The organism is Parasphingorhabdus sp., assembly GCF_039982395.1.
Lineage (GTDB): Bacteria > Pseudomonadota > Alphaproteobacteria > Sphingomonadales > Sphingomonadaceae > Parasphingorhabdus.
Genome location: NZ_JBDWYO010000006.1, coordinates 1,148,964 through 1,171,247 on the forward strand (window position 1 = coordinate 1,148,964; position 22,284 = coordinate 1,171,247).

General features: G+C 52.7%; 18 protein-coding genes. 8 read left to right on the forward strand and 10 right to left on the reverse strand.

The window, feature by feature from the left end:
- Nucleotides 1–148: 148 nt before the first annotated feature.
- On the forward strand, nt 149–820 hold the full coding sequence (locus ABJV08_RS15580; protein ID WP_348037031.1) for a cyclic nucleotide-binding domain-containing protein: 672 nt from the start codon (nt 149–151) through the stop codon (nt 818–820).
- A gap of 140 nt (nt 821–960) precedes the next feature.
- Here the strand turns inward: ABJV08_RS15580 and ABJV08_RS15585 are convergent, their stop codons facing one another.
- Entirely contained in the window at nt 961–1,557 is a 597-nt protein-coding gene (locus tag ABJV08_RS15585) for a DUF1287 domain-containing protein (protein ID WP_348037029.1), read from the reverse strand.
- Between the two features lie 425 nt (nt 1,558–1,982).
- Here ABJV08_RS15585 and ABJV08_RS15590 point away from each other — a divergent pair, with 425 nt between their 5' ends.
- The 4 genes from ABJV08_RS15590 (at nt 1,983) to ABJV08_RS15605 (ending at nt 3,988) form a co-directional block, all read left to right on the forward strand.
- A complete protein-coding gene (locus ABJV08_RS15590) occupies nt 1,983–2,612 on the forward strand; it encodes an outer membrane beta-barrel protein (protein WP_348037027.1) in 630 nt (209 codons plus the stop codon).
- Between the two features lie 130 nt (nt 2,613–2,742).
- Nucleotides 2,743–3,051 carry a hypothetical protein gene (locus ABJV08_RS15595; RefSeq protein ID WP_348037025.1) on the forward strand — a complete coding sequence of 103 codons (309 nt, stop codon included), beginning with the start codon at nt 2,743–2,745 and terminating at the stop codon, nt 3,049–3,051.
- 140 nt (nt 3,052–3,191) lie between these two features.
- Entirely contained in the window at nt 3,192–3,770 is a 579-nt protein-coding gene (locus ABJV08_RS15600; RefSeq protein WP_348037023.1) for a hypothetical protein, read from the forward strand.
- Nucleotides 3,770–3,988, forward strand: a complete 219-nt coding sequence (locus ABJV08_RS15605; RefSeq protein WP_348037021.1) for a helix-turn-helix transcriptional regulator — start codon at nt 3,770–3,772, stop codon at nt 3,986–3,988. Before ABJV08_RS15600 ends, ABJV08_RS15605 begins: the two co-directional genes overlap by 1 nt.
- Nucleotides 3,989–4,116: 128 nt before the next feature.
- Here the strand turns inward: ABJV08_RS15605 and ABJV08_RS15610 are convergent, their stop codons facing one another.
- From ABJV08_RS15610 to gltB, 4 genes are all read right to left on the reverse strand, one after another.
- A complete protein-coding gene (locus tag ABJV08_RS15610) occupies nt 4,117–7,326 on the reverse strand; it encodes an amidohydrolase family protein (RefSeq protein ID WP_348037019.1) in 3,210 nt (1,069 codons plus the stop codon).
- 85 nt (nt 7,327–7,411) lie between these two features.
- Nucleotides 7,412–8,362: an XdhC family protein gene (locus ABJV08_RS15615; RefSeq protein ID WP_348037017.1), complete on the reverse strand. Its 951-nt coding sequence runs from the start codon at nt 8,360–8,362 to the stop codon at nt 7,412–7,414.
- Nucleotides 8,363–8,496: 134 nt separating this feature from the next.
- On the reverse strand, nt 8,497–9,933 hold the full coding sequence (locus ABJV08_RS15620) for a glutamate synthase subunit beta (protein ID WP_348037015.1): 1,437 nt from the start codon (nt 9,931–9,933) through the stop codon (nt 8,497–8,499).
- A 21-nt stretch (nt 9,934–9,954) separates the two neighbouring features.
- Nucleotides 9,955–14,607: a glutamate synthase large subunit gene (gltB, locus tag ABJV08_RS15625; protein ID WP_348037013.1), complete on the reverse strand. Its 4,653-nt coding sequence runs from the start codon at nt 14,605–14,607 to the stop codon at nt 9,955–9,957.
- 416 nt (nt 14,608–15,023) lie between these two features.
- Between gltB and ABJV08_RS15630 the strand changes: the two genes are divergently transcribed.
- The 3 genes from ABJV08_RS15630 to ABJV08_RS15640 all read left to right on the forward strand — a co-directional run bounded on the left by ABJV08_RS15630 (nt 15,024) and on the right by ABJV08_RS15640 (nt 18,042).
- Nucleotides 15,024–15,953, forward strand: coding sequence for a VOC family protein (locus ABJV08_RS15630; RefSeq protein WP_348037011.1), 930 nt, complete (start codon nt 15,024–15,026; stop codon nt 15,951–15,953).
- A 64-nt stretch (nt 15,954–16,017) separates the two neighbouring features.
- On the forward strand, nt 16,018–17,049 hold the full coding sequence (locus ABJV08_RS15635; RefSeq protein ID WP_348037009.1) for a fumarylacetoacetate hydrolase family protein: 1,032 nt from the start codon (nt 16,018–16,020) through the stop codon (nt 17,047–17,049).
- An 84-nt stretch (nt 17,050–17,133) separates the two neighbouring features.
- Nucleotides 17,134–18,042, forward strand: coding sequence for a LysR family transcriptional regulator (locus ABJV08_RS15640; protein WP_348037007.1), 909 nt, complete (start codon nt 17,134–17,136; stop codon nt 18,040–18,042).
- A gap of 36 nt (nt 18,043–18,078) precedes the next feature.
- Here the strand turns inward: ABJV08_RS15640 and ABJV08_RS15645 are convergent, their stop codons facing one another.
- The 5 genes from ABJV08_RS15645 to ABJV08_RS15665 form a co-directional block, all read right to left on the reverse strand.
- The gene (locus ABJV08_RS15645) at nt 18,079–19,140 is read right to left on the reverse strand and encodes an amidohydrolase family protein (protein WP_348037005.1); all 1,062 of its coding nucleotides are present in this window, start codon (nt 19,138–19,140) and stop codon (nt 18,079–18,081) included.
- Nucleotides 19,137–20,204 carry an aromatic ring-hydroxylating dioxygenase subunit alpha gene (locus tag ABJV08_RS15650; protein WP_348037003.1) on the reverse strand — a complete coding sequence of 356 codons (1,068 nt, stop codon included), beginning with the start codon at nt 20,202–20,204 and terminating at the stop codon, nt 19,137–19,139. The genes ABJV08_RS15645 and ABJV08_RS15650 overlap by 4 nt, the downstream gene beginning before the upstream one ends.
- Before the next feature lie 148 nt (nt 20,205–20,352).
- Complete coding sequence (locus tag ABJV08_RS15655; RefSeq protein ID WP_348037001.1) at nt 20,353–21,321, reverse strand: fumarylacetoacetate hydrolase family protein; 969 nt, start codon at nt 21,319–21,321, stop codon at nt 20,353–20,355.
- Nucleotides 21,322–21,429: 108 nt separating this feature from the next.
- On the reverse strand, nt 21,430–21,654 hold the full coding sequence (locus ABJV08_RS15660; protein WP_348036999.1) for a hypothetical protein: 225 nt from the start codon (nt 21,652–21,654) through the stop codon (nt 21,430–21,432).
- A gap of 1 nt (nt 21,655) precedes the next feature.
- A complete protein-coding gene (locus tag ABJV08_RS15665) occupies nt 21,656–22,225 on the reverse strand; it encodes a cupin domain-containing protein (RefSeq protein WP_348036997.1) in 570 nt (189 codons plus the stop codon).
- Nucleotides 22,226–22,284: the final 59 nt, after the last annotated feature.

Here is a 22,284-nt window from a genome sequence, read left to right on the forward strand (position 1 = left end):
GCCTCATAACTATCGACCCGCTTGATTCAAGAAATCGACCGTCACTTTGGTATTGTCGCAATCAAAACAATGCCCGCCATCGCGAGCAGACGCGATTATTTACGCATGAACATATTGCAATGCATAAACAAAATACAGAAGGAGCGTCATGGACTTTGATTTCAACACGGCTCTGCTGATCCACATTGGTGCGCTTTTCTACATCATCGCCTTTCTTATCCGCGATGAGTTAAAACTCCGGATGCTCGTTCTGGGCGGCTCCTTTTTCTATTTGCTATATTATTATATTTTCCCAGAATCTCCGCTGTGGGACGCAATTTTGACCACCGTGGTTTTGGCACTCGCCAACGTGATTGTATTGTTCCGCATATTGCTCGAGCGCTCGGTCTTCGCGCTCAGTAGCAAGGAGAAGCAACTCTATCAGCATTTTGTCGGTTTCAGCCCGGGACAGTTTCGCCAATTGCTGAAAATAGCACATTGGCGAACATCAGAGTTGCCAACCGAACTCACGACAGAAAACCAGAAGCTATCCAAATTGTTCTTCATCTTTGACGGCCCGGTGCAGGTGAACAAAGCCGACCACGGATTCACCTTGGATGCGGGCAATTTCATTGGCGAAATCGCCTTTGTCCTCAAAGGGCTTCCTACCGCCACGGTGATTGCCCCCGTTGGCACACATTATATCGAATGGAACAGCAGCGAGATTACCCGATTGATGGACAAATCATCGGCCTTTGAAAATGCCATGATGGCTATCGTCAGCCGGGATCTCGCGGACAAATTAGCCACCAGCATTCAACCGGAAGCGATCATACCTTGACCACCAGCAGTTCTGTGGTGAGCAGACTATTTGCGTAGAGACCGACACATTCGGCGAGCGGACATGCGAAAACCCTCTAGCCATAATCTTAGGCATTCAAAACAGACGGAGCCTTCCTATTGCTTCCCATTGTGGAACCGTCATACCGCCCATCGGTAGTGGCCGGTTATCGGCCAAGCGAACAGCCGATCCTCTTCGCGGGTGCCGCGCCCGACATTATGGATCAACAGCGGGCGGTCGCCCTTTTTGCGATCTGAAACAATCCCGCAATGCGCAAGCTTGCCGCCGATGATACTCGTCACAAGGTCTCCAGGCAGCCAGTCGTGCGGTTCTTTTGAGAATGGCTGCACCGCTCCCTGTCGTTGGAAGAATTTGCGCATATTCGGAACCCGTCGATGATCTATGCTGCGATCGGTGGTCTTTAAGCCCCAGATCTTTGGATAAGCCGAGAAAGCCTTTTTCATATCCAAGTGGATCAGCTTTTGCAGATCAAGGTCAAGACCATCGCGATAAGCGCGGACAATGACGTCGGTACAAGCGCCCGAATTGCGGGGAAAATCGCCGTTTGGATAGCTGATCCCATGATAAGCTTGGCTATAAACTGTTGTCACCCCAATTTGTTTGCGCGCAGCGCTTACCAAACGCGTCGCGCGACTAGAGGGCCGGGCAAGCAATGGCGTGGCCGAGAGCAATCCAATGCCGGCTAGGCCAATTATATCGCGCCTGGAGACTGTCATTTTGGCAATTTGGCAGGCCGTTGTTGAACTTTGAGTGAATGGTACGAGAGAGAAGCAAACATCTAAATGTCTAGAGAAAAACAATTTTGTCATGTCCACTACATCCCGAAAGCGGGCGTTCGCATGGTGCCAATTGTCTAGATGCGGCCCAAAACAGATCTTGAGGAGTCGATCGTTTTTGATAAGAATTTATCGTATTACAATAATTATTCATCGCAAATTAATATTATGAAGGTATAGCGGTTCTCGCAATCACATTTGGAGTCTGAATGTAACAATACCCCCTACGCCTGAATAGAACACAGGCCACCTGCAATGGCTTGGCTTCACCCAAACCCTCAGCACTCGCCAAATAAATGTGAGTTCGACGTGCATCAATTTGCACGGCGGATTTTTGCGCTCAAATCAAATCTAAGGAACGAAATATGAATTTATACAACCAATCTCTCTCAATTGTGGCCGCATCGCTTGTTGCGATAAGCGCGCCTCAGGCGGCTTTTGCGCAGAATACAGACGACCTTTTCACCGGGGTCAGCGTTGGTGTGCAAGGTGGCTACGATCGTCAAAGTATCGACGAGACAATTCTGGAAGGTGCCAACGCCGTCACACTCAATGCAAAGAAAAGCGGCATCATTTACGGTGGCTACCTCGGCTATGACCTTCAGATGGGCAAGGTTGTAGTTGGCGTCGAAGCTGGTTTTAGCCCAAATGGAAAAACGATCACCAGTGACATCGCCAATGGCGGGTCGGCGGAACTAAACCCGAAGTGGTCCGCCGATGCATCCGTCCGAGCAGGGGTTGTTCTGGCAGACCGTGCCTTATTCTACGGCCGCATTGGATATAATCGCAAACGCTATTCGGTCAGCCGGTTCGCAAACGGAAACAACAGCGCAATTGCCTCATCCAATGAGAATGCTGACGGTCTGATGTTTGGAGGAGGAGCTGAATTTGCTTTCAATGAGAATGCGGCTTTCCGGGTGGAATATCGCCGCAACAAGCTGGACGGAAGCCTGCGGTCAAATCAGGTTTTGGCAGGCGCGACTCTAAGGTTCTAGCTTAGCGATTGTTGCTGGACGGATTCCCCTACCCCGAAGTCGATCCGTCCAGCAGCATACCCTTCATCACAACAACGGTTTGACCAACTTAAGCAGTTTTTCAGACCGACTCAAAACACGGAGATATACTATGAAGACTATCCTAATCTCGCTGCCGATCGCGGCGCTCCTCTCAGGCTGTGCAAGTCTTAGTGACCGACAAATGACTCGGTTTAATAGCATGTCATGCGCCCAGTTGGACGTTGCATTTGACTATGAGAAAGATGGCGAACGGAAGGCGGGGACTAGAGCATTTCTGAACTCAGTGACCAGCCTTACTACCAAAGGCAGGGAGTCAACCAACGCAGAACTGGATTCGTTTAGCGATCAACTGGATGAGGACGAACACCGTGCCGCCAAAAATTATATCCGCGAACAGCAAGACCGTCTCGGTTGTTAGAGCATGTCACGCGTCCTGTTGAAGTTTTGCTGGCGTGCCATGTTCCGATGCACAACGGCATATTTTAGACCTAGCCAGACAAAAGGCGGGAATTCCACATCTTGGAAGTGGGCTACACAAATGAAAAATGGATTGTATAGATGAAACTCAATGCTGTGAGATTAGGTGATATGGAAAGCGAGCGGAACGTTCAAAGTCGGCTGTTGTATCGAGTGCTGAGAATATTGGCAGGCGTCATGACATTGGTTGCCGGTCTGGCCATGTCATATGCGTGCATTGCAGCATTATTCGGTGATCAGGAATTGCTGATCGATATTATCGACGAAGATGCAGCGTCGCTCTCCATGAACATACAGACGATTCTGGCTATTGTTGCGACCAACCTCTTGGCAATTGTCTCGCTTGGCCTGCTGTTCTTTTCGTTGAACCGCTTCCTCAAATATGCGGAACGGGGTGAGATGCTGGTTGACCCTGCGCGCAGCGCATTGAAACGTTTGGGCGTGGCTATGCTTTTGCTCTATTTGACGACCCGGTTTGTCGCGGTCGTCATACCGGTGCTCGGCGTTTCTGGCTTTTGGACGGAGAATAAATATTCGCTTCCTCTCACGTTCGTCGATCTGGATTTCCTATATCTCTTGGTCGGCGTGGTTCTTCTCGCATTGGGGCAGGCTTTGCGAGAAGGTCAGGTCGCAAAGGAAGAGACAAAGCAATATATTTGATGGCTATTGAAGTAACTCTCGACATCATGTTGGCTACCCGCAAGGTCAAGTCGAAAGACCTCGCGGCGCATGTGGGAATTACGGATGCGAACCTGTCGCTCCTGAAATCAGGCAAAGTCAAAGGCGTTAAGTTCGAGACACTCTCCAAGATTTGTGACTATCTAGAGTGCGAGGCCGGTGACATCTTACGTCACGTGCCCGACGATGAAGAGGACTAGGTGACAAAGATCTCCAGAGGCCCCTGCTGATCCTCCCCCCGGCAGTGACAGCACCTGACTGTTTTTCATAGACTCTCAGGAACCATTTCTGTCGCGTTTTCTGACGCCCGAAAATCGACCACCGACCATCATTCCCACCAATAATTTGCGCGTTTTCGATCCCCTGTCACCACTTCATTCATCGTCAGCGGATCGTACATCCGGCCATTGAGCATCACGCGATACACTTTGTCACTATTCCGAATATCCGTGCTTGGGTCGGCATCGAGGATGACCATATCCGCCAACTTTCCAGCCTCCAGCGATCCGATATCGGCGTCCATGCCTAGCGACTGCGCAGAATCTATTGTGCCGGTGGCCAGCGCCTCGAGAGGGCTCATACCACCGCGGACGAAGGACCACAGTTCCCAGTGGCTACCGATACCGGCCTGCTGGCCATGGGCACCGATCGCTACCTTAACACCGGCATCGGACAGTTTCTTGGCTTCTCGGGCATTGTCGTCATCGACAAAGCTGCCCTCCGGAGCCTTGGTCCGGCGGACCGTGTTAGCTGCCAATATTTTCGGCGGTGTATGGATGAGCAAGGGGTTTTCCCAGACATTGGTCGCTTGTCGCCAATAAGGGTCACCCGCGAGACCGCCATAGCTGACCACCAATGTCGGTGTGTAATTGGTCTGCGACTGGGAGAACATTTGCACTACGTCCTCGTAGAATATTTCGAGCGGAATATTATGTTCCAGCGTGGAGTTGCCATCGGCAACCAGCGCCATGTCCATGCCAAACAAAGAACCGCCCTCTGCTACGACCAGCATATCCTCCTGTCGGGCGGCCTCAACGACCTGCTGCCGCTGTTCCCGCCGCGGTTGGTTGTAATTCTTGACACTCCGACCACCTTGCGCCTTCAGACGGCGAACATGGGCCAATGCATCATCGAGATTGTTGATTTCGGCATAAACGCTCGCGGCCTTTGCCCCGTAGACGATCTCTCCGGTCGAGAATATCCGCGGCCCGAGGATCATGCCAGCGCGCTGCATCTCGCCAGCGACAAATATTTCGCTCGCGCGACTGGATGGATCGTGGATGGTGGTCGTGCCGAGCGCCAGATTTTGCAACAAGGACCAGTTTTGCTGTGGCACAATCTCGTCGCTGCCTTGCGGTCCGTGGGCATGAGCATCGATCAGACCCGGAATGATGGTCTTGCCGGTGACATCGACCGTCGCGGCACCAGCCGGGATGTTGACCGAACCACGCGGGCCGACAGCGGCAATGCGGTTGTCGCGGATGACGATCACGCCGTCATCGATGATTCCGCCTTCATCATCAGCCATGGTGACAATGCGCGCTCCCACAAGCGCGACGATACCAGATGGTTTCTCAGCCGTGATGGTTCGTACCAACGAAACACCGCTGGTTTGCCGTTGATATTTGGGCGCATCTTTTGCGGCCGGCGCGTCAGGAAACAACCGGCTCGTTTGCTCCGAATAAACAGTTGATCCGAGGCTCCAATGCAGTCGCTCACCGCCATTGGACCAGTGGATATAGTCAGCACCGCTGGTGCTCACACGAGTCACCGGGAGGCTTTTGCTCTTTGGACTGACGTCCACCGCCTGCGTGCCTGGCATTAGCGGCATGACATAGGCTTCATAGCTTTGACGAAAGGCGATATGCTGCCCGTCCGGCGAGACAATAAAATCATTGGTCAGTTCGCCAGTGGCATGCGTGCGCTTTGCTTCGCCGGAGAAATCAGTGCTAATCAGAACACGTTTGTTCTTTTCATTGGCCACCATGAATATCCGATCGCTGCTCGCGCCGAACTGCGGACTGGCCGCACCTTTCATTACGCGATCGGGCGCGCCGCCAGATGCAGCAACGCGATAAACACCGTCCGGCACAGACCATTTGGGAGACGTCAGATAGCCGCCATCCTTCATCTCGAACACGACAATCTTGCCGTCTGGAGAATATTGCGGACGAGCGTAGTGGCCGGGTCGGTTTGTGACCGTGCGCGGTGATCCGCCGTTCGAAGCCACAATTTTTATCTGCCCTAGCCCGGCATCAGTCCAGCCCACAAAAACAATCGATCGGCCATCGCGCGACCAGGAGGGAAAGAGTTCCATATCCCCGCCACCACGAGTCAGACGTTTGGCCGGGCCGCCGGTCATCGGCTTCACAAAAAGCTTACCGAGACTTTCAAACACCACCTGTCGACCATTGGGCGACACTTTTGCAAAGCGCGGCATTTTTGCGGTGAAACTGTCCGGCGCCACCGCAATCTTGGGGTGCGGCGCATCGGCTATGCCTCTGCCGTCATTAACCTGAAAGGGGATGACGGCCGCAGCGGAACCGTCGGCTGCAACACGACGGATTTTTCCACCGGCCCAGAAGACCAATGTCTGACTGTCCGGCGTCCAGTCGATATTAGGATAAACACCGGTCACCGCCCATGTTTCCTGAACATCCTGATCTAGGACATCATAGACTTTTTGCTCGATGCCCGACTCCAGGTCCTTCACATATAATTTAGATCGCGTCAGTTCCCGCCTAACGAAAGCGATCTTCTTGCCATCGGGAGACGGGCTGGGTCGAACAGAACCACCGAGACCCGAAACCGCCGTCGATATTTCACCGCTTTCCAGATCATATTTTTCAATGTTGAACAGGTCACGATTGCTATCCTGGGCATAAATGAAGGAGCTTCCCGGCGTTATATTCTTGGTATAATAGACTGCTTTGCCATCCGGCGCGTAAATGGGTTCACCGAGTTCCTTTTGATGCGCTTCGCTCGGCTTTTTGACCAGCTGCACTCCGCCGCCGCCAGAAACATGATAAAGCCAGATCTCACCGGTTCCGAGCGAACGCGCCGTGGTAAAGTGCTTTTTGGCGACAATATAACGGCCGTCGGGACTCCAGCTGGGTTGATTAAGCAGCCGGAACTCTTCCTTGGTGACTTGCCGCTTTCCGCTGCCATCGGGCTGCATGATCCAGATATTGTCCCCGCCGCCGCGATCTGAGGTGAAGGCAATTCTCTTGCCATCGGGAGAGAAGCGTGGCTGCACTTCCCAGGCCAATCCTTCGGCAATTCGCGTTGGAGTACCGCCGGCAATCGGCATGGTATAAATATCGCCGAGCAAGGCGAAGGCAATGCTCTGCCCATCGGGGCTGACATCGACGTCGATCCAGCTGCCTTCATCGACATTGATCGGCACTTGCTTGATCGTTGCGCCTTGCGGTGCGTTGACGTCCCATTTTTCATCAGCGGGCTTGTCAGTTTTATCCTGAGCCAGCGCAGAGCCGGCAAAAAGCAAGGACGCGACAACCGAAACCAGACGATATTTCATATTATTCCCCGAAACCGACATGCAACAGGACCAAGCTTCTAGTCCAGATTTTCACGGGAAGGAACAGAGTTGATTGTCGAACCGCTTATGGCCGGCCTCCAAAATGCCGGTGATAGCTTTCCACCACTTCGGCCAGTGTGGACAAAGCCAAGGTTGCGGGGTCCCGTGTCGACGGGATCAGACCGATGGGGGCGGTCATACGTCCAAGTGCTTCATCGGCAACCCCGAGAGTTCGCAAATTTACTTGGCGGATCTCATGGGTTTTGCGGCTGCCCATAGCGCCGATATAAAAAGCCGAGGAAAACAGAGCCTGCTTCATCAACGCCCCTTCCCAATCATGGTCATGGAAATAGAAGATGCAGGCGGTCCAGGGATCAGGATCGAGAAGCGCCGTCGCTTGAGGTGTTTTTAGCAGATCGGCAGAGACGGTCAGACCCTCAAGGGCTTCAATCACCATAGGGTCGGGCGACAATATGGCTGCATCTATGCCGTAGCTCGCCGAGAGCCTCACCAGACTCTCGACTGAGGGTCCGTGGCCCAGGACAATGATCTTGGCCGTCGGAATATGATGAACCCATATCTGAGCTCCCTCCCGCTCCACTGATATCTTTTGCGAATGCTGCGCTTCACAGCGAATGTCCCGGCTGTCACTATTCAGAATGATCGTCAGCGGCTCGCGTCTTGTGACGCGATCATGAATGTCGGATATCACCTCGCCATCCACAATCGGAGTAAAGAGCAGATCGATGCTACCGCCGCATGGCAAACGAATATCAAGATAGCGGGACCCGGCCCCAAATCGCACCTCGCGGGGGTGTCCGGCCTCGATCACCGCGAGAGCTTCGGCCACCACCGCTGTTTCGATACAACCACCCGAGAAAGAACCTGTCGAAGAACCGTCCTCGGCCACAGCCATATGCGCACCCGGATTGCGGGTCGACGCGCCGGTAACGTCGATAAGCGTGATCAAGGCGGTTTTCTGACCGGCCTCGGTTTTTGTCTGCAAAAAGCGAAAGATCGGCAAAATATTGTTCAAAGCTGATGGTCCTGCCGTTTGCCTACATGGAGACGATGATCATCTCCACGCCGCCTATACATATGAACGAACAAAGGTCGTGGATAGCGTTTAAATCGCCATCCCGACCATTGTATCATTCGCCAAAACCGGAATCAGCGTGGCAGCAAGCTCGCACCCATAAGCTGCAAGTCCACGGCCCGCGCGCATTGCCGACCTTCACGAATGGCCCATACAACGAGGCTTTGCCCCCGGCGCATATCGCCACACGCAAAAATACCGCTTTTGCTGGTGGTATAGCTTGTCACATTGGCCGCAACATTGCCTCGCGCATCCAGCTCCACTTCTGCTTGGTCGACCAGTCCCATTTTACGGGGGCCGACGAAACCCATGGCGAGGAGGATTAGATCTGCCTTGATCGTGAACTCGCTTCCCGCGATTTCCTCCATCTGACCGTCAACCCACTCGAGGCGGATACATTCCATACCTTCGACGTCGCCGTTCGTGCCAACCACACGTTTTGCGAGAATAGCCCAGTCGCGTTCGCAGCCTTCCTGATGGCTGGAAGATGTGCGCAATTTCAAAGGCCAATCGGGCCATGACACGCTCTTGTCTTCCTTTGCAGGCGGCTTTGGCATGATTTCAATCTGGGTAACCGAAGCGGCGCCTTGGCGATTGGAAGTGCCGACGCAGTCCGATCCCGTATCACCGCCACCAATGACAATGACATGTTTGCCGGTAGCGGTAATGGTTCCGCGCGGCGCGGCCCGCACTTCATCATCACCCGCGTTGCGTTTGTTCTGTTGTGACAGAAATTCCATCGCCAAACGAACACCCGGCATTTCATAGCCAGGAATTTCAAGCGCACGCGGCTTCTCTGCGCCGCCTGACATCACAACAGCGTCATAATTTTCTTGCAGCGATTCAACCGATACAGTCACGCCCACTTCGGTGCTGGTGCGGAATTCAACACCCTCCGCCTCCATCTGCACCAAGCGACGGTTGATCAAATGTTTTTCCATTTTAAAATCGGGAATACCGTAACGCAGCAAACCGCCCATACGGTCATTTTTTTCAAACAGGGTGACACTGTGTCCGGCACGGGCGAGCTGCTGGGCACATGCCATGCCAGCAGGGCCAGAGCCAACTACCGCAACCGATTTTCCGGTTTTTTCTTCCGCGATTTGAGGCGTGATCCAGCCTTCTTCCCACCCGCGGTCCACAATAGCGCATTCGATGGATTTGATATTCACCGGCACATCGTCAATGTTCAATGTGCAACTGGCTTCGCAAGGCGCGGGACAGATACGACCGGTAAATTCCGGAAAATTGTTGGTCGATTGAAGCGTTTCCAACGCGGTTTTCCAATCCCCTTCATAGACCAGATTGTTCCAGTCCGGGATGATGTTGTTCACCGGACAGCCGTTGTGGCAATATGGAATACCGCAATCCATGCAACGTGCGGCCTGATCTTTAATCTCAGATTCCGACAACGGATTGGTGAATTCCTTATAATGCGTCAGCCGTTCCTTGGGATCAGCATATGTCGCTTCTTTGCGATCAATCTCGAGAAAGCCAGTTACTTTACCCACGGTCTACTCCAATTTCTTCAATTATTCTGCAGCAACGATAGCGTCAAGACGCTCGGCTTCGAGTTGTTTCAGCGCCGCAGCATAGTCGCTTGGCATCACTTTGACGAAACGGCCGAGAGCCTCTTCGAAATTATCAAGAATCTCGCCTGCTCGCCTGCTGCCGGAATGGAGCTTGTGGCGCTCTAGCAAAATGCGCAATCGCTCGGCATCATGATATAGCATGTCGCCCATGCCATAATCATGCACATTGACCGGAAGCTGCTGCGGCAACACCGTACCTTCTCCATTTTCGCTGTCGCTATCGATCTTCTCGATATCCACCATCGCCATGTTGCAGCGTTGAGCGAACAAGCCATCTTCATCATAAACATAAGCAACACCGCCAGACATGCCGGCCGCGAAATTGCGACCCGTTTTGCCTAGCACTACAACCACGCCACCTGTCATATATTCACAACCATGATCGCCGGTACCTTCGACAACCGCGACGGCGCCGGAATTTCGTACCGCAAAACGCTCTCCGGCGACGCCATTAAAATAGGCTTCGCCAGCGACAGCCCCGTAGAGAACAGTATTGCCAACAATGATATTCTCGGTCGGATTGCGATCGACATGAACGGGCTGTTTCACAACCACCCGGCCACCCGAAAGGCCTTTCCCGACATAGTCATTGGCATCCCCCACCAGTTCAGCGGTGATACCATGCGCCAGAAACGCGCCAAAGCTCTGTCCGGCAACGCCTTCAAAAGCCAATTGAATTGTGTTGGTCGGCAACCCCTCATGCCCGTAGATTTTCGCAACTTCACCAGAGAGCATGGCACCAACGGTTCGATTGACATTCTTGACTTTGCGTTCGATCTTGACGGTCTGGCTATTTTCCAAAGCCGGGGCCGCTGCAGCAATCAAATCTTTGTCTAGTGCAGCATCCAGTCCATGGTCTTGCGTCATGGTCTGGTGCAGCGTTTCCCCTTCAGGACGTTCTACATTGTGGAGCAAGCGGGACAGATCGACTCCCTCTGCTTTCCAATGATGCAGAGCCTTGCTCATGTTGATCTTGTCCACCCGCCCGACCATTTCTTCCAGCGTGCGGAAGCCCATTTCAGCCATTATCTGGCGCAGCTCTTCAGCTACGAAGAAGAAATAGTTGATCACATATTCAGGCTGACCGGTGAATTTCTTGCGCAATTCAGGATTCTGAGTTGCGACGCCCACCGGACAGGTGTTGAGGTGACATTTGCGCATCATGATGCAACCAGCCGCAATCAGCGGGGCCGTTGCGAAACCAAATTCATCTGCCCCCAAGAGCGCGCCAATGGCTACATCGCGGCCCGTCCGCAGGCCGCCATCAACCTGAACAGATATTCTGGAGCGCAGCCCGTTCAACAGCAATGTCTGCTGCGTTTCAGCCAAGCCGATTTCCCAAGGAGAACCGGCATGTGTCAAAGAGGTCAATGGCGAAGCACCGGTACCGCCATCATAACCGGAAACCGTCAGATGATCGGCGCGTGCTTTTGACACACCAGCCGCCACGGTTCCCACTCCGACTTCGGAAACAAGCTTCACCGAAATACGGGCGCCTGTATTCACATTTTTAAGATCGTGAATCAGTTGTGCCAAATCTTCAATGGAGTAGATATCATGGTGCGGCGGCGGAGAAATCAGGCCGACACCCGGCGTCGAGTGGCGAACCTTGCCGATGTTCTTGTCCACTTTGCTACCCGGAAGCTGGCCGCCTTCGCCTGGCTTGGCACCCTGCGCCATTTTGATTTGAATATCATCGGCATTGACCAGATATTCGGCGGTAACTCCAAAACGGCCACTGGCAACCTGCTTGATCGCAGACCGCATGGAATCGCCATTTGCCATCGGGGTGAAGCGATCGGGTTCTTCGCCACCTTCACCGGTATTGGATTTTCCGCCCATCCGGTTCATCGCAATAGCCAAAGTGGTATGCGCTTCACGGCTAATCGAACCGAAGCTCATCGCACCGGTAGCAAAGCGTTTCACGATTTCGGTCGCTGGCTCCACCTCGTCAATGTCGAGCGGTTCATTCGCCTTGGTGAGTTCCATCAAACCGCGAATGGTTAGAAGGCGTTCGCTTTGTTCGTTGACCGAGGCCGCGAATTCCGCATAATTTTTTGGATCATTGCCGCGCACCGCATGTTGCAAATTCGCAATATTGGCCGGTGTCCACGCATGGTCTTCGCCGCGCAGGCGATAGCCATAGATCCCGCCCACATCGAGCATATTCTTGTAGATCGGGTTGTTGCCATAGGCTTCGGTGTGACGATAAACGGTTTCACCGGCGATTTCAGCCAGTCCGACACCTTCGATCATCGTCGCTGTTCCGGTGAAGTATTTTTCAATAAATTCACTCGACAGGCCCACCGCATCGAAAATCTGAGCGCCGCAATAGCTTTGATAGGTCGATATGCCCATTTTCGACATGACCTTCAAAATGCCCTTGCCGATCGCTTTGATATAATTTTGCTCAACCTGTTCTGTTGTCAGCGGCAGTTCACGGCGAACCCGGATTTCTTCAAGCGTTTCGAACGCCAGATAGGGATTGACCGCTTCCGCGCCATAGCCTGCTAAAACGCAAAAATGGTGCACTTCCCGGGCTTCACCGGTTTCAACAACCAGACCGGTTTGCATCCGCAGGCCTTGCCTGACCAAATGGTGGTGCACGGCTGCTGTCGCTAGCAAAGCCGGCATGGCGATCCGGTCAGGCCCTTTGGCGCGATCGGAAAGAATGAGAATGTTCCGGTCGGCGAGAACCGCTTCGGTTGCAGCCCAGCACATTTCCTTGAGCGCCATTTCCAAACCGGCGGCACCGCTGGCCGCATCCCAGCTCATATCAATGGTTTCGGTGCGGAAGGCACCGTCAAGCGCCTCCTCAACTGAACGAATTTTCAACAAATCTGCGTTGGTGAGCACAGGCTGATCCACTTCAAGCCGTTTGTGCGTTCCGGCATCATGACCCAGCAGGTTGGGTCGCGGGCCGATCATCGAGACCAGCGACATCACCAGCTCTTCGCGGATGGGATCAATCGGAGGATTTGTAACCTGGGCAAAATTCTGTTTGAAATAGTCGTATAACAAGCGTGGCTTGCCAGACAGGACCGCAATCGGTGTATCCGTGCCCATAGATCCAATGGGATCTAGCCCGTCGGATGCCATGGGTTCGAGAAACTTGGTGACATCTTCCTGCGTGAAGCCAAATGCCTGCTGGCGATCTAACAGCGATGCAGCATTGGCCTGCTCACTCGCGTTCGGTGCATCAACATCGTCAAGATCTTTTAGGTCGAGGTCTTTCAGATTATATTGCGTTGATTCGAGCCATTTTGCGTAGGGATTGGCTTTGGCGAGATCGGCCTTGATCTCTTCATCTTCAATGATCCGGCCTTGCTCCATGTCGATGAGCAGCATTTTGCCCGGCTGCAAACGCCATTTGCGGACGATATTGTCCTCTTTCACCGGAAGTACGCCGGATTCCGAGGCCATGATAACATGCCCGTCATCCGTCACGCAGAAGCGCGCTGGGCGAAGACCATTGCGATCGAGGGTAGCACCAACTTGCCGTCCATCGGTAAAGGCGACTGCGGCGGGGCCATCCCATGGCTCCATCAAAGCGGCGTGATATTCGTAAAAGGCTTTACGGTCGGCATCCATCATGGGATCACCAGCCCATGCTTCCGGGATGAGCATCATTACAGCATGAGGTAAAGAATAGCCCCCGGCGACGAGTAATTCCAGAGCATTATCAAGACATGCCGTGTCTGATTGACCGTGTGGAATCAGCGGCCACATTTTATCAAGGTCAGCGCCCAACAGATCGGACTCCATGGTCCTGCGGCGCGCGTTCATCCAATTGACATTGCCGCGCACCGTATTGATTTCGCCATTATGGGCAATGAATCGATAGGGATGCGCCAATTTCCATGATGGGAATGTATTCGTCGAGAACCGCTGGTGAACCATTGCCACGGCGGACGTGGTCAGAGGATTGTTGAGATCTTCATAGAAAGATCCGACCTGATCGGCGAGCAGCAAACCTTTATAGACAATGGTTCTGGTCGAAAATGATGGCATATAAAATTCTGACAGGCCGGGCATGCCATTTTTTTCAGCGATCCCATCAAGCGGATTGTGCACTTGCTTGCGTATCGCCAGAATTTTGCGCTCGAACGTGTCTTGATCGGCCATCGATTCGCCTCGGCCAACGATCGCTTGGCGAATCATCGGCATCTGGTCGAGCACAGCCTTGCCGATGCCCGTGGTATCGATTGGCACATCACGCCAGCCGACTAGAACTTGCCCCTCTTTGGCAATGAAGCGATCAAAATGCGCCGTCGCATATTCCGCTTCCACAGGATCAGCAGGAAGGAAGCACATCGCCACTGCATAGTCCCCGATTGCTGGCAGGCTCAGGCCTTTTGAATCCGCCCAATCCCGCAGTAATGCGTCCGGAATCTGCAATAATATCCCTGCTCCATCACCCAGAAGCGGATCAGCGCCAACAGCGCCGCGATGGTCAATATTGACCAGAATTTCGAGACCACGTTTGACGGTCAGATGCGATTTATCGCCCTTGATATTCGCGACAAAACCGACGCCGCAAGCGTCATGCTCGTTGTTTGAATCATACAGGCCTTGCCGTGGCGGGAAGCTCATTTTCCGTCCTTACATTTCGATAAGTTTTTTGTAATTAAAATGCTCTTAGATGGATTCTCGCGTATTTTGAAGATAAGAAATGCGCAACAGGGAAAAGAAATAATAGCCTCCGACCTTATCCCGCTATCAATGATTATGGTATTTGGATCAAAAACGGGCCCGTCCCTCAGCGCAATAAATTGATTAAATCCAGCCGCCTGGATTGTGATACAGCCCGATTCCGAAATTGGATGGAAAATCAACCTCTTAAAGCACAGCAAAGACACTTGGGTTCAGAGAGCTTGGCATCTAGAAATCAATCCGCAAAATAGCTGCTATCTTTGACAACAGTTTGCATTCCAAGGGATCTCAGCCGATTCAAGTAGCAGTATCAAGAGAGCACTATGATGTGCCGAAAGCAGATTAGAGAGATAGAAATGCCAATCCGATCCCTTCATCACGTTTCCTTCACAGCCCCAGACATTGAAAAAACCCGCCAATTTGCTGAAGATTTCGGTCTTTTGACGGTAGAGAAGAGCGAAGATCATTTTGTCATGCAAACCGGCGGTGGTGACGCATGGTGCTATCAAGTTCATCGCGGTGAACGTGGCTTTGCTGGCTTAGGATTCCTGGTCGAAAATGAAAGTGATTTGGAAGACGCCGTCAAAAACCACGGTGCGAGCGAAATCCGCAAACTGGAAACGCCCGGCGGTGGTCTCGGCGTGACCCTGACCAATCCTGAAGGGCTCAAGATTGATCTGGTGTGGGGTATAGAGGGTGATACACCGCAAGAAGTGCAGCCGGAGTTGCGTCTCAACACACCCGCAGCTCGGACGCGCTTCGGAGAACCACAAAGCACCCGGCCACTCGGCCCCGCATCCCTGTATCGGTTGGGCCATCTGGGGTTGTTCGTAAAAGATTATAAAACTAGCGCGGAGTGGTTCGAGAAAACACTCGGGATGAAAGTCAGTGATTCCATGCATGTCCCCCACAACCCCGATCAAACGGTTGTGGCCTTCATGAGGATTGATCGCGGCGAGCATTGGGTCGATCATCATGCGATCTTTCTCGCCCAATCTGACAAGACAGACCTGCACCATATTTCTTTCGAAGCACAGGATTTCGAGGCACAGGCCCGCGCGCACCGGTGGCTTTTGTCGAGAGGCTGGGAACCGAACTGGGGCATTGGTAGGCATCCACTGGGCTGCCATATCTTCGATGTCTGGTTTGATCCGGACAGATATAGGTTCGAAACCTTTACAGACACAGATTTGTTGAATCATGATCATCCGACTGGCCATCATGACATTTCGACGCACGAAATGGACGCATGGAGCTCCGAGCCGCCCGAAAAATATTTTGCGTAACAGCTCCAAAGACCAGCCGCGGGAAGCACGAGCATCCTTGCGAAGATAGATAAGGAATTTGACGATGACCAATTTCAATCCCGCAACTGGCCTCGCAGAAGGCAGCTTCGGTGTCGGCACCTATGAAACCAAAGACGGCGGCTCCTTCCCCGGCCTGGTCCTTCCAGACGGAACGGTTTTCGATCTTTCCAGCCGATACCACGACACCCACGCTATTTTTGCGGATTGGGATCGCGCCGTCGATGGCCTCAATGATCTGGCGGTCAAGAAAGGTGAAGCGGAACTGCGGTTCGAGGAGCTTAAGGCGCTGCCCGTCGTCGCCCATCCCAATATGATGTGTGCAGGGTCAAACTATCGCGCCCATGTCGCCGAAATGATGACGCACAATAAGTTCAATCAGGACAAGCGGGAGCCCGGTGAGAGCGATGAGTCCTTTTACAAGCGGAACCTCGCCGAAGTTGACCGGCGCGCCAAAGAAGGCATGCCGTTTTTCTGGACTGGCCTACACTCATCACTATGCGGCGCGAATGACGATATTATTCTCCCCCTGATTGGTGAGCATCCGGATTGGGAGCTGGAGTTTGGCGTAATCACTAAAAATACCGGGCGCTATCTGAACACCGAAGAAGCAGACGACGTGATTGCCGCCTATGTAATGTGCAACGACATCGGGACCGTCGACGAATTCCGCCGTGCAGACATTAAATTCGCCTATGACTGGATCAGCAAGCACCAACCCAATTTCAAAACTCTAGGCCCCTTTGCCGTTCCGAAGGAGTTTGTTGATCGCAGCAAAGTACAGATCAAACTGAAACTGAGCGGGCAAACCATGCAAGATTGGCCGATCAGCGATATGATCTTCCCGCCGGAGAAGATCCTATCTTATGCATCAGAGCGGATCAAACTTACGCCGGGCGATCTTTTGATAACCGGTTCGCCTCCTGGCAATGGCGCTGCTCACGGCAACAGATGGATGCGCCCCGGAGATGTTGTCGAAAGTGAAATCACCTACCTCGGCCGACAAGTGAACAATGTCGTCGCTGAAGAAACGGGCGGAAGAACACCGAATTTCGGCCCATTCATAACCGAATGGTAAGACAGAAAAGTTGACTCGCGGCGGTTCATGATCGTCAGTTTCATGATTGCCGCGTTTCCTCATAGGTGCTAGCCTTCGTGCATTATGCGGTTTGAAAAGCTCGATCTAAATCTATTGGTGGTTCTGGATGCCTTGCTCGAAGAGCAGAGCGTGTCGCAGGCAGCAGAACGACTCAATCTGAGTCAATCCGGTGCGAGTGCCGCTTTGAGCAGGCTCCGGGAATTTTTTGAAGATGATCTTCTCGTGTCCTCAGGGCGAGCAATGACCTGCACCCCGAGAGGCGATGCCTTGATCCAGCCGGTGAAGGAAGCGCTTGCGCTCATCCGCGAAACGATTTTGACGCCGGACAAATTCGACCCTGCTATATCAGATCGCGCAATAACCATTGCCGCAATAGATGTCGTAGCACATGTTTTGTTAACAGAAGCGGTGGGACTTTTCTCCAAAGAAGCTCCCCATATGCGCTTCACAGTGCTTTCGCTTTCGGAAGATCCGGTCGCTATGCTGCAGCGCGGCCAGACAGATATAATCATTGCATTGGATTTTCTGGTAGATGCAAATCTGCCCAGCGAAGATTTATTCGAAGAGGACTTTGTTGCAATTGGCTGGAATGAAAATCAGCATATCAAAGGTGAAATGACCCGCGAGCTATTTGAGCAACTGGGTCATGTTTCGGTCCGGCTAAACCACAATGTCCCTGGGTTTGACGAAACCGCTTTGCGACGGATCGGGATTCACCGGAAAATTGAAACCTTCGCGCCAAGCTTTGCATCCATTCCTCGCTTCGTTATCAAAACTGACCGCATCGCAATGATCCATCGGCGCCTCGCCACTCAAATTAGAGACACGCTGCCAATTAGCATATTCGAACTACCCTTCGAATTTCCAAAGGTACGGGAAGTCGCACAATGGTCTGCCAAAAATACCAATGACGAGGCGGTTCGCTGGGTCGTCCGGCGACTGCAGGAAATTGCAAAAAAACTGGAAAACTAAATTCTCCATTCCCAACGCCTCTGAAGTCAACGGGCGTTAGGCATCCTTGCTAACGGTCAATCCAAGCAAATCTGCGGCATTAAGCCCGAGTATCTGTGCCTTGTCGGCGTCATTCAACTTCTCATGAAACGGCACTGGATTGGGTTCTGCCATATCGAACGGATAGTCAGATCCCAGACATAGCTTGTCCGCGCCATGCGTTTTGACGAGGAAATCCAATTGGCCCTGGTCAAACACCAATGTGTCTAGCCAAACCTGCCGGAGATAGCTGGAAGGTTCGCGGGAGATATGCTGACGACAATCCTCACGCGCGCGATAGGCATGGTCCATCCGGCCCCAATAGCCGGGCAGATAACCGCCACCATGGGCGACACAGAGCTTCAATCCGGGATAGCTATCCAGAACACCGCCAAAGATCAGATGACTGAGCGCTATCGAAGATTCGAGCGGGTTGCCGATAATGTTGTCGAGATAATGTTCTGCCAGCCGTTCACCGTGAGAGAAGCCCAGTGGATGCATAAAAAGCAGCACATCCAGTTCCTCGGCAGCGGCGAAAAAGGGCCGTAGTCGTTCTGCAGCGAGCTCTTCTCCGTCGACGATGGTTCCGATCTCGACGCCGCGCAGGCCCAAATCTTTCACACAACGTCGCAATTCGGCAACCGCCATTTCTGTGTTCTGAAGCGGCACTGTGCCGAGGCCCGTCAAACGGTCAGGATGCCGCCCGACAGCATCGGCGATGCCATCGTTGATGGCCTGTGCTGCGCTCCGTCCGAGCTCGGGTGGCGCATAATAATAATATTGCCCAGGCGAAGGGCTAATAGCCTGCATGTCGACGCCCAGCCGGTCCATATCGGCAATCCGGTCATCGACGCCATTTAACTTCTTACCAATTTCGCCAAACATTGCGCCATTCACCTTCATCGATGTCGGCGACATGAAAGCCATTGGGTTCGGAGGATTGGGAATTTCGGACCGGATCATCGCATCGGCCACTGCGACATTCAGATGGGCGTGGATATCCACGACCAAATGCTCACCGCGCTTTTCAACAGGGATGGGTTTCAGTTCATGACCGCAGGTTGAAATACCCCCGCTCATGCGTCTTGACTGGCTTCGGCATCGAGCATGCCTTGAATGATTTTCCTGACTTTCACCGCGCCAATGTCAGATTTGACCAGCAGCTCTTGTTGTAATTTTGCTGACGCGTCTAACCGCGTTTCCACTGCCTCGATAGCAACTTTGTCTTGTCCGCGGATCTTCACATCCGAATTCAACTGGAATTCGTCTAAGCCCTTGTCGCCCAATCGGAAATCACGTGTGGAGAATCCGAAATAGTGCACCGAATTTTCTGATTCTGGTGTGATCCCATGCAATATGTGAATGGTACCAAGTTCCGGCGGTATATTCGTGTCACCATCAATAGATTGAATCGTTCCCAGACCCGTGCGAATAAGTTCCGGCCCGTAAACAGCCGTTGCATTTTCAACCCTGGCTTCGCCTTCAAATTTTGCATCTTTCCCGTAGATCAACTCATGGAACGGATTCCAATAAAGCGGCATCTCTCGTATTACGTTGAAGAATCCATTGCGCTCTTCCTGAGTCAAAGTCGGGTCTTTCATACCCTCAGCGCCTTTAATATGGTGATGCACATAGGGCAGATGGGTCAAATCCATTAGATTATCGACGAGCAATTGCGGCCGCCCCTTGATGAGACAATAGTTGTAAGAACTATCGTACCAACCAGGCTGTTCAAGGCCAAAGTCCTCATACGGCGGGATCAAGGCAGGGTCACATACGTCCTGATCACCCATCCAAATCCAGCATAATGAACCACGCTCTTCTATGCGATAAGACGGCTGGCAGAACCCTGAACCGGTTCCTTGGGAAGGAATATCAATACACTTGCCGTTAAAGTCGAATTTGAAGCCGTGATAGCCACAGACAATGGCATCACCTTCCAGCTTGCCTTGTGCGAGCGGGAAATAACGGTGCGGGCAAATCCCGTACATAGCGACGGCGGCGCCAGCTTCGGTCCGATAGAAGACCACTGGCTTGCCCAATATGGTCCGTTCCATCGGCTCGCGGGTAATTTCGTCACTAAAGGCAGCAATATACCAACGGTTGCGCACCATCACCTGATCAGACGTAAAAGGATATACCAAGTCACTCTCCAATATTGTATCTATATGCTTCCGCCATAGCAGACGAATTGCGGCTTTTCTCAATAATACCCGTTGGCGCTGGTTGGTAAAAAGCCTTTTAAATCATAACTCATATGAGATGCACTCATAAGGCGCCCAAGCAATAGAATCAGGCTTTGACAACCTTCTGGTCAATAACACCAAATGGTGACGATCCGTCAACGCCCCGGCCTTCCATACGAATATTGTCTCCGAACGACATGAATGTGGTTGTCGCAGGTCCTTTGTCACGGATCATTTCAATAGCACGCACCTCCGAAATGCAGCTGGAACCAACCTCAGCATAGTTCGGGTTGGAAACCGTGCCGGAGCCAATGATTGTTCCAGCGACCAGATCACGAGTCAAAGCGGCGTGGGCTACCAATTCGTGGAATCCAAAGTCCATTGCGGCACCATTTGCTGCTCCAAACCGGTTGCCATTCCAGTCAATTTCCAGATCAAGGCAGACCCGACCATTCTTCCAACCCTCACCCAATTCATCCGGTGTCACCGCAAAAGGTGCCATGGAACAAGCCGGTTTTGCCTGTACCCAGCCGAAACCAGTTTTCATCTCAATCGGTGCAATGGCACGCAAGGACCAGTCGTTGATTTGGACGATCAACTTGATATGGGCCATCGCGTCTTCCGCTGACGTTCCCATTGGTACATGATCGACAATCACACCAAATTCACCCTCAAAATCGATGCCATGCTCGGTTGAGGGGAGCGTCACATCTTCTGTCGGACCAAAAAACTTGTCCGACACCCCTTGATACATCAGCGGTCGGTCGGAATCGATAGGATCCAGTCCAAAAGCGATTTGCATCAGGTCACCATGGGTTGAGAAAGCGGAACCATCAAGCCACTGCCAACTGCGTGGCATTGGTGCAGCGCAATCACTGGCCACGAGCGTTTGTCCCTCGCCGGAAGCAAGGCGGTCAAAAGCTTTGGTAAGGCTTGGCTGGACCGATGGCCAATCCTCCAAAGCAGCAAGCAAATTGGTCACCGGGCCATCGACCGGAAGAAAATGTTTCCCATCTGCCGATACTGCCACCAGTTGACCATCTGGGGTTTGATTGTTCAATGTTGCCAATTTCATAATATTTCCTTCAATTTCCGTCACTAATTATTGTGCCGCCATCAGCGACGATTGTCTGTCCTGGCATAATTCCGGCAACATGGAACAAGCGAGCCGTAGCAAGGTCGATTACTTTGGTCGGGCCGGTTTTAAAAGCCGTTCGACCATAACGCCGTCCTGCAAGCGTTCTGCCGCGCCGGTATGAGCGAGGTCCAATTCCGTAGATTCAAATTCGGTCGGATAGGGTTTTTCCCGATCGATCAACCGGACCGATCCCCTAGAATCTAGGTCACTCAGATGCTTAGCAACCACGCGGCTAACAAAACCCGCTGGCCCCGTGATTGCCAATTGCATGTCAGCCCTGCAATTCTTCAGAATATTTTCCATCGATAAGAATGAACGCGATCCGGCAATTTTTGTCGGTGCGGTTTGACCAGCCATGATTGGTACCCCGCTGTACAATGATATCACCAGCACCCACGGTGGCCTCACCTTCATCCATAATCAAAACCAATTCGCCGTCCAGAACGATCCCATAGTCGATCGTTTCGGTGCGATGCATATGGGCATGGCGGGATTCCGCGCCTTCAAAAGAAGAGGCGTCGGCGGCTCCGATTTCGGCAAAATGTGCTTTCGCCTGCTCTGGCGTCATATCCTCAAAACTATCGTCGTCCGGCGGGATATCGAGAACGCGTATTCTGGTGCCGTTGGCCGGTGGAGCGAGAATGATGCCCTCTTCCGGCGGTTCACCAGAGGCAGGGTCAACGGGAGCCGGCGTAGCACGCGTGTTCCAGACTTCGTAAAACATCGGCCCGGTATCGCCGCCAATCCTCTGGATGCGAGGGACGATACCATCTTCCTGAATGATCGCCTGGCCATCGGCATTATGGCCAGTGACGACGCGGCGAATTGGTTTCTCGGTCATAGTTTTACTTCCTTCTTCATTCGGTTCGTAGTCGTTTCCGACCATTCGAGTATCATGGA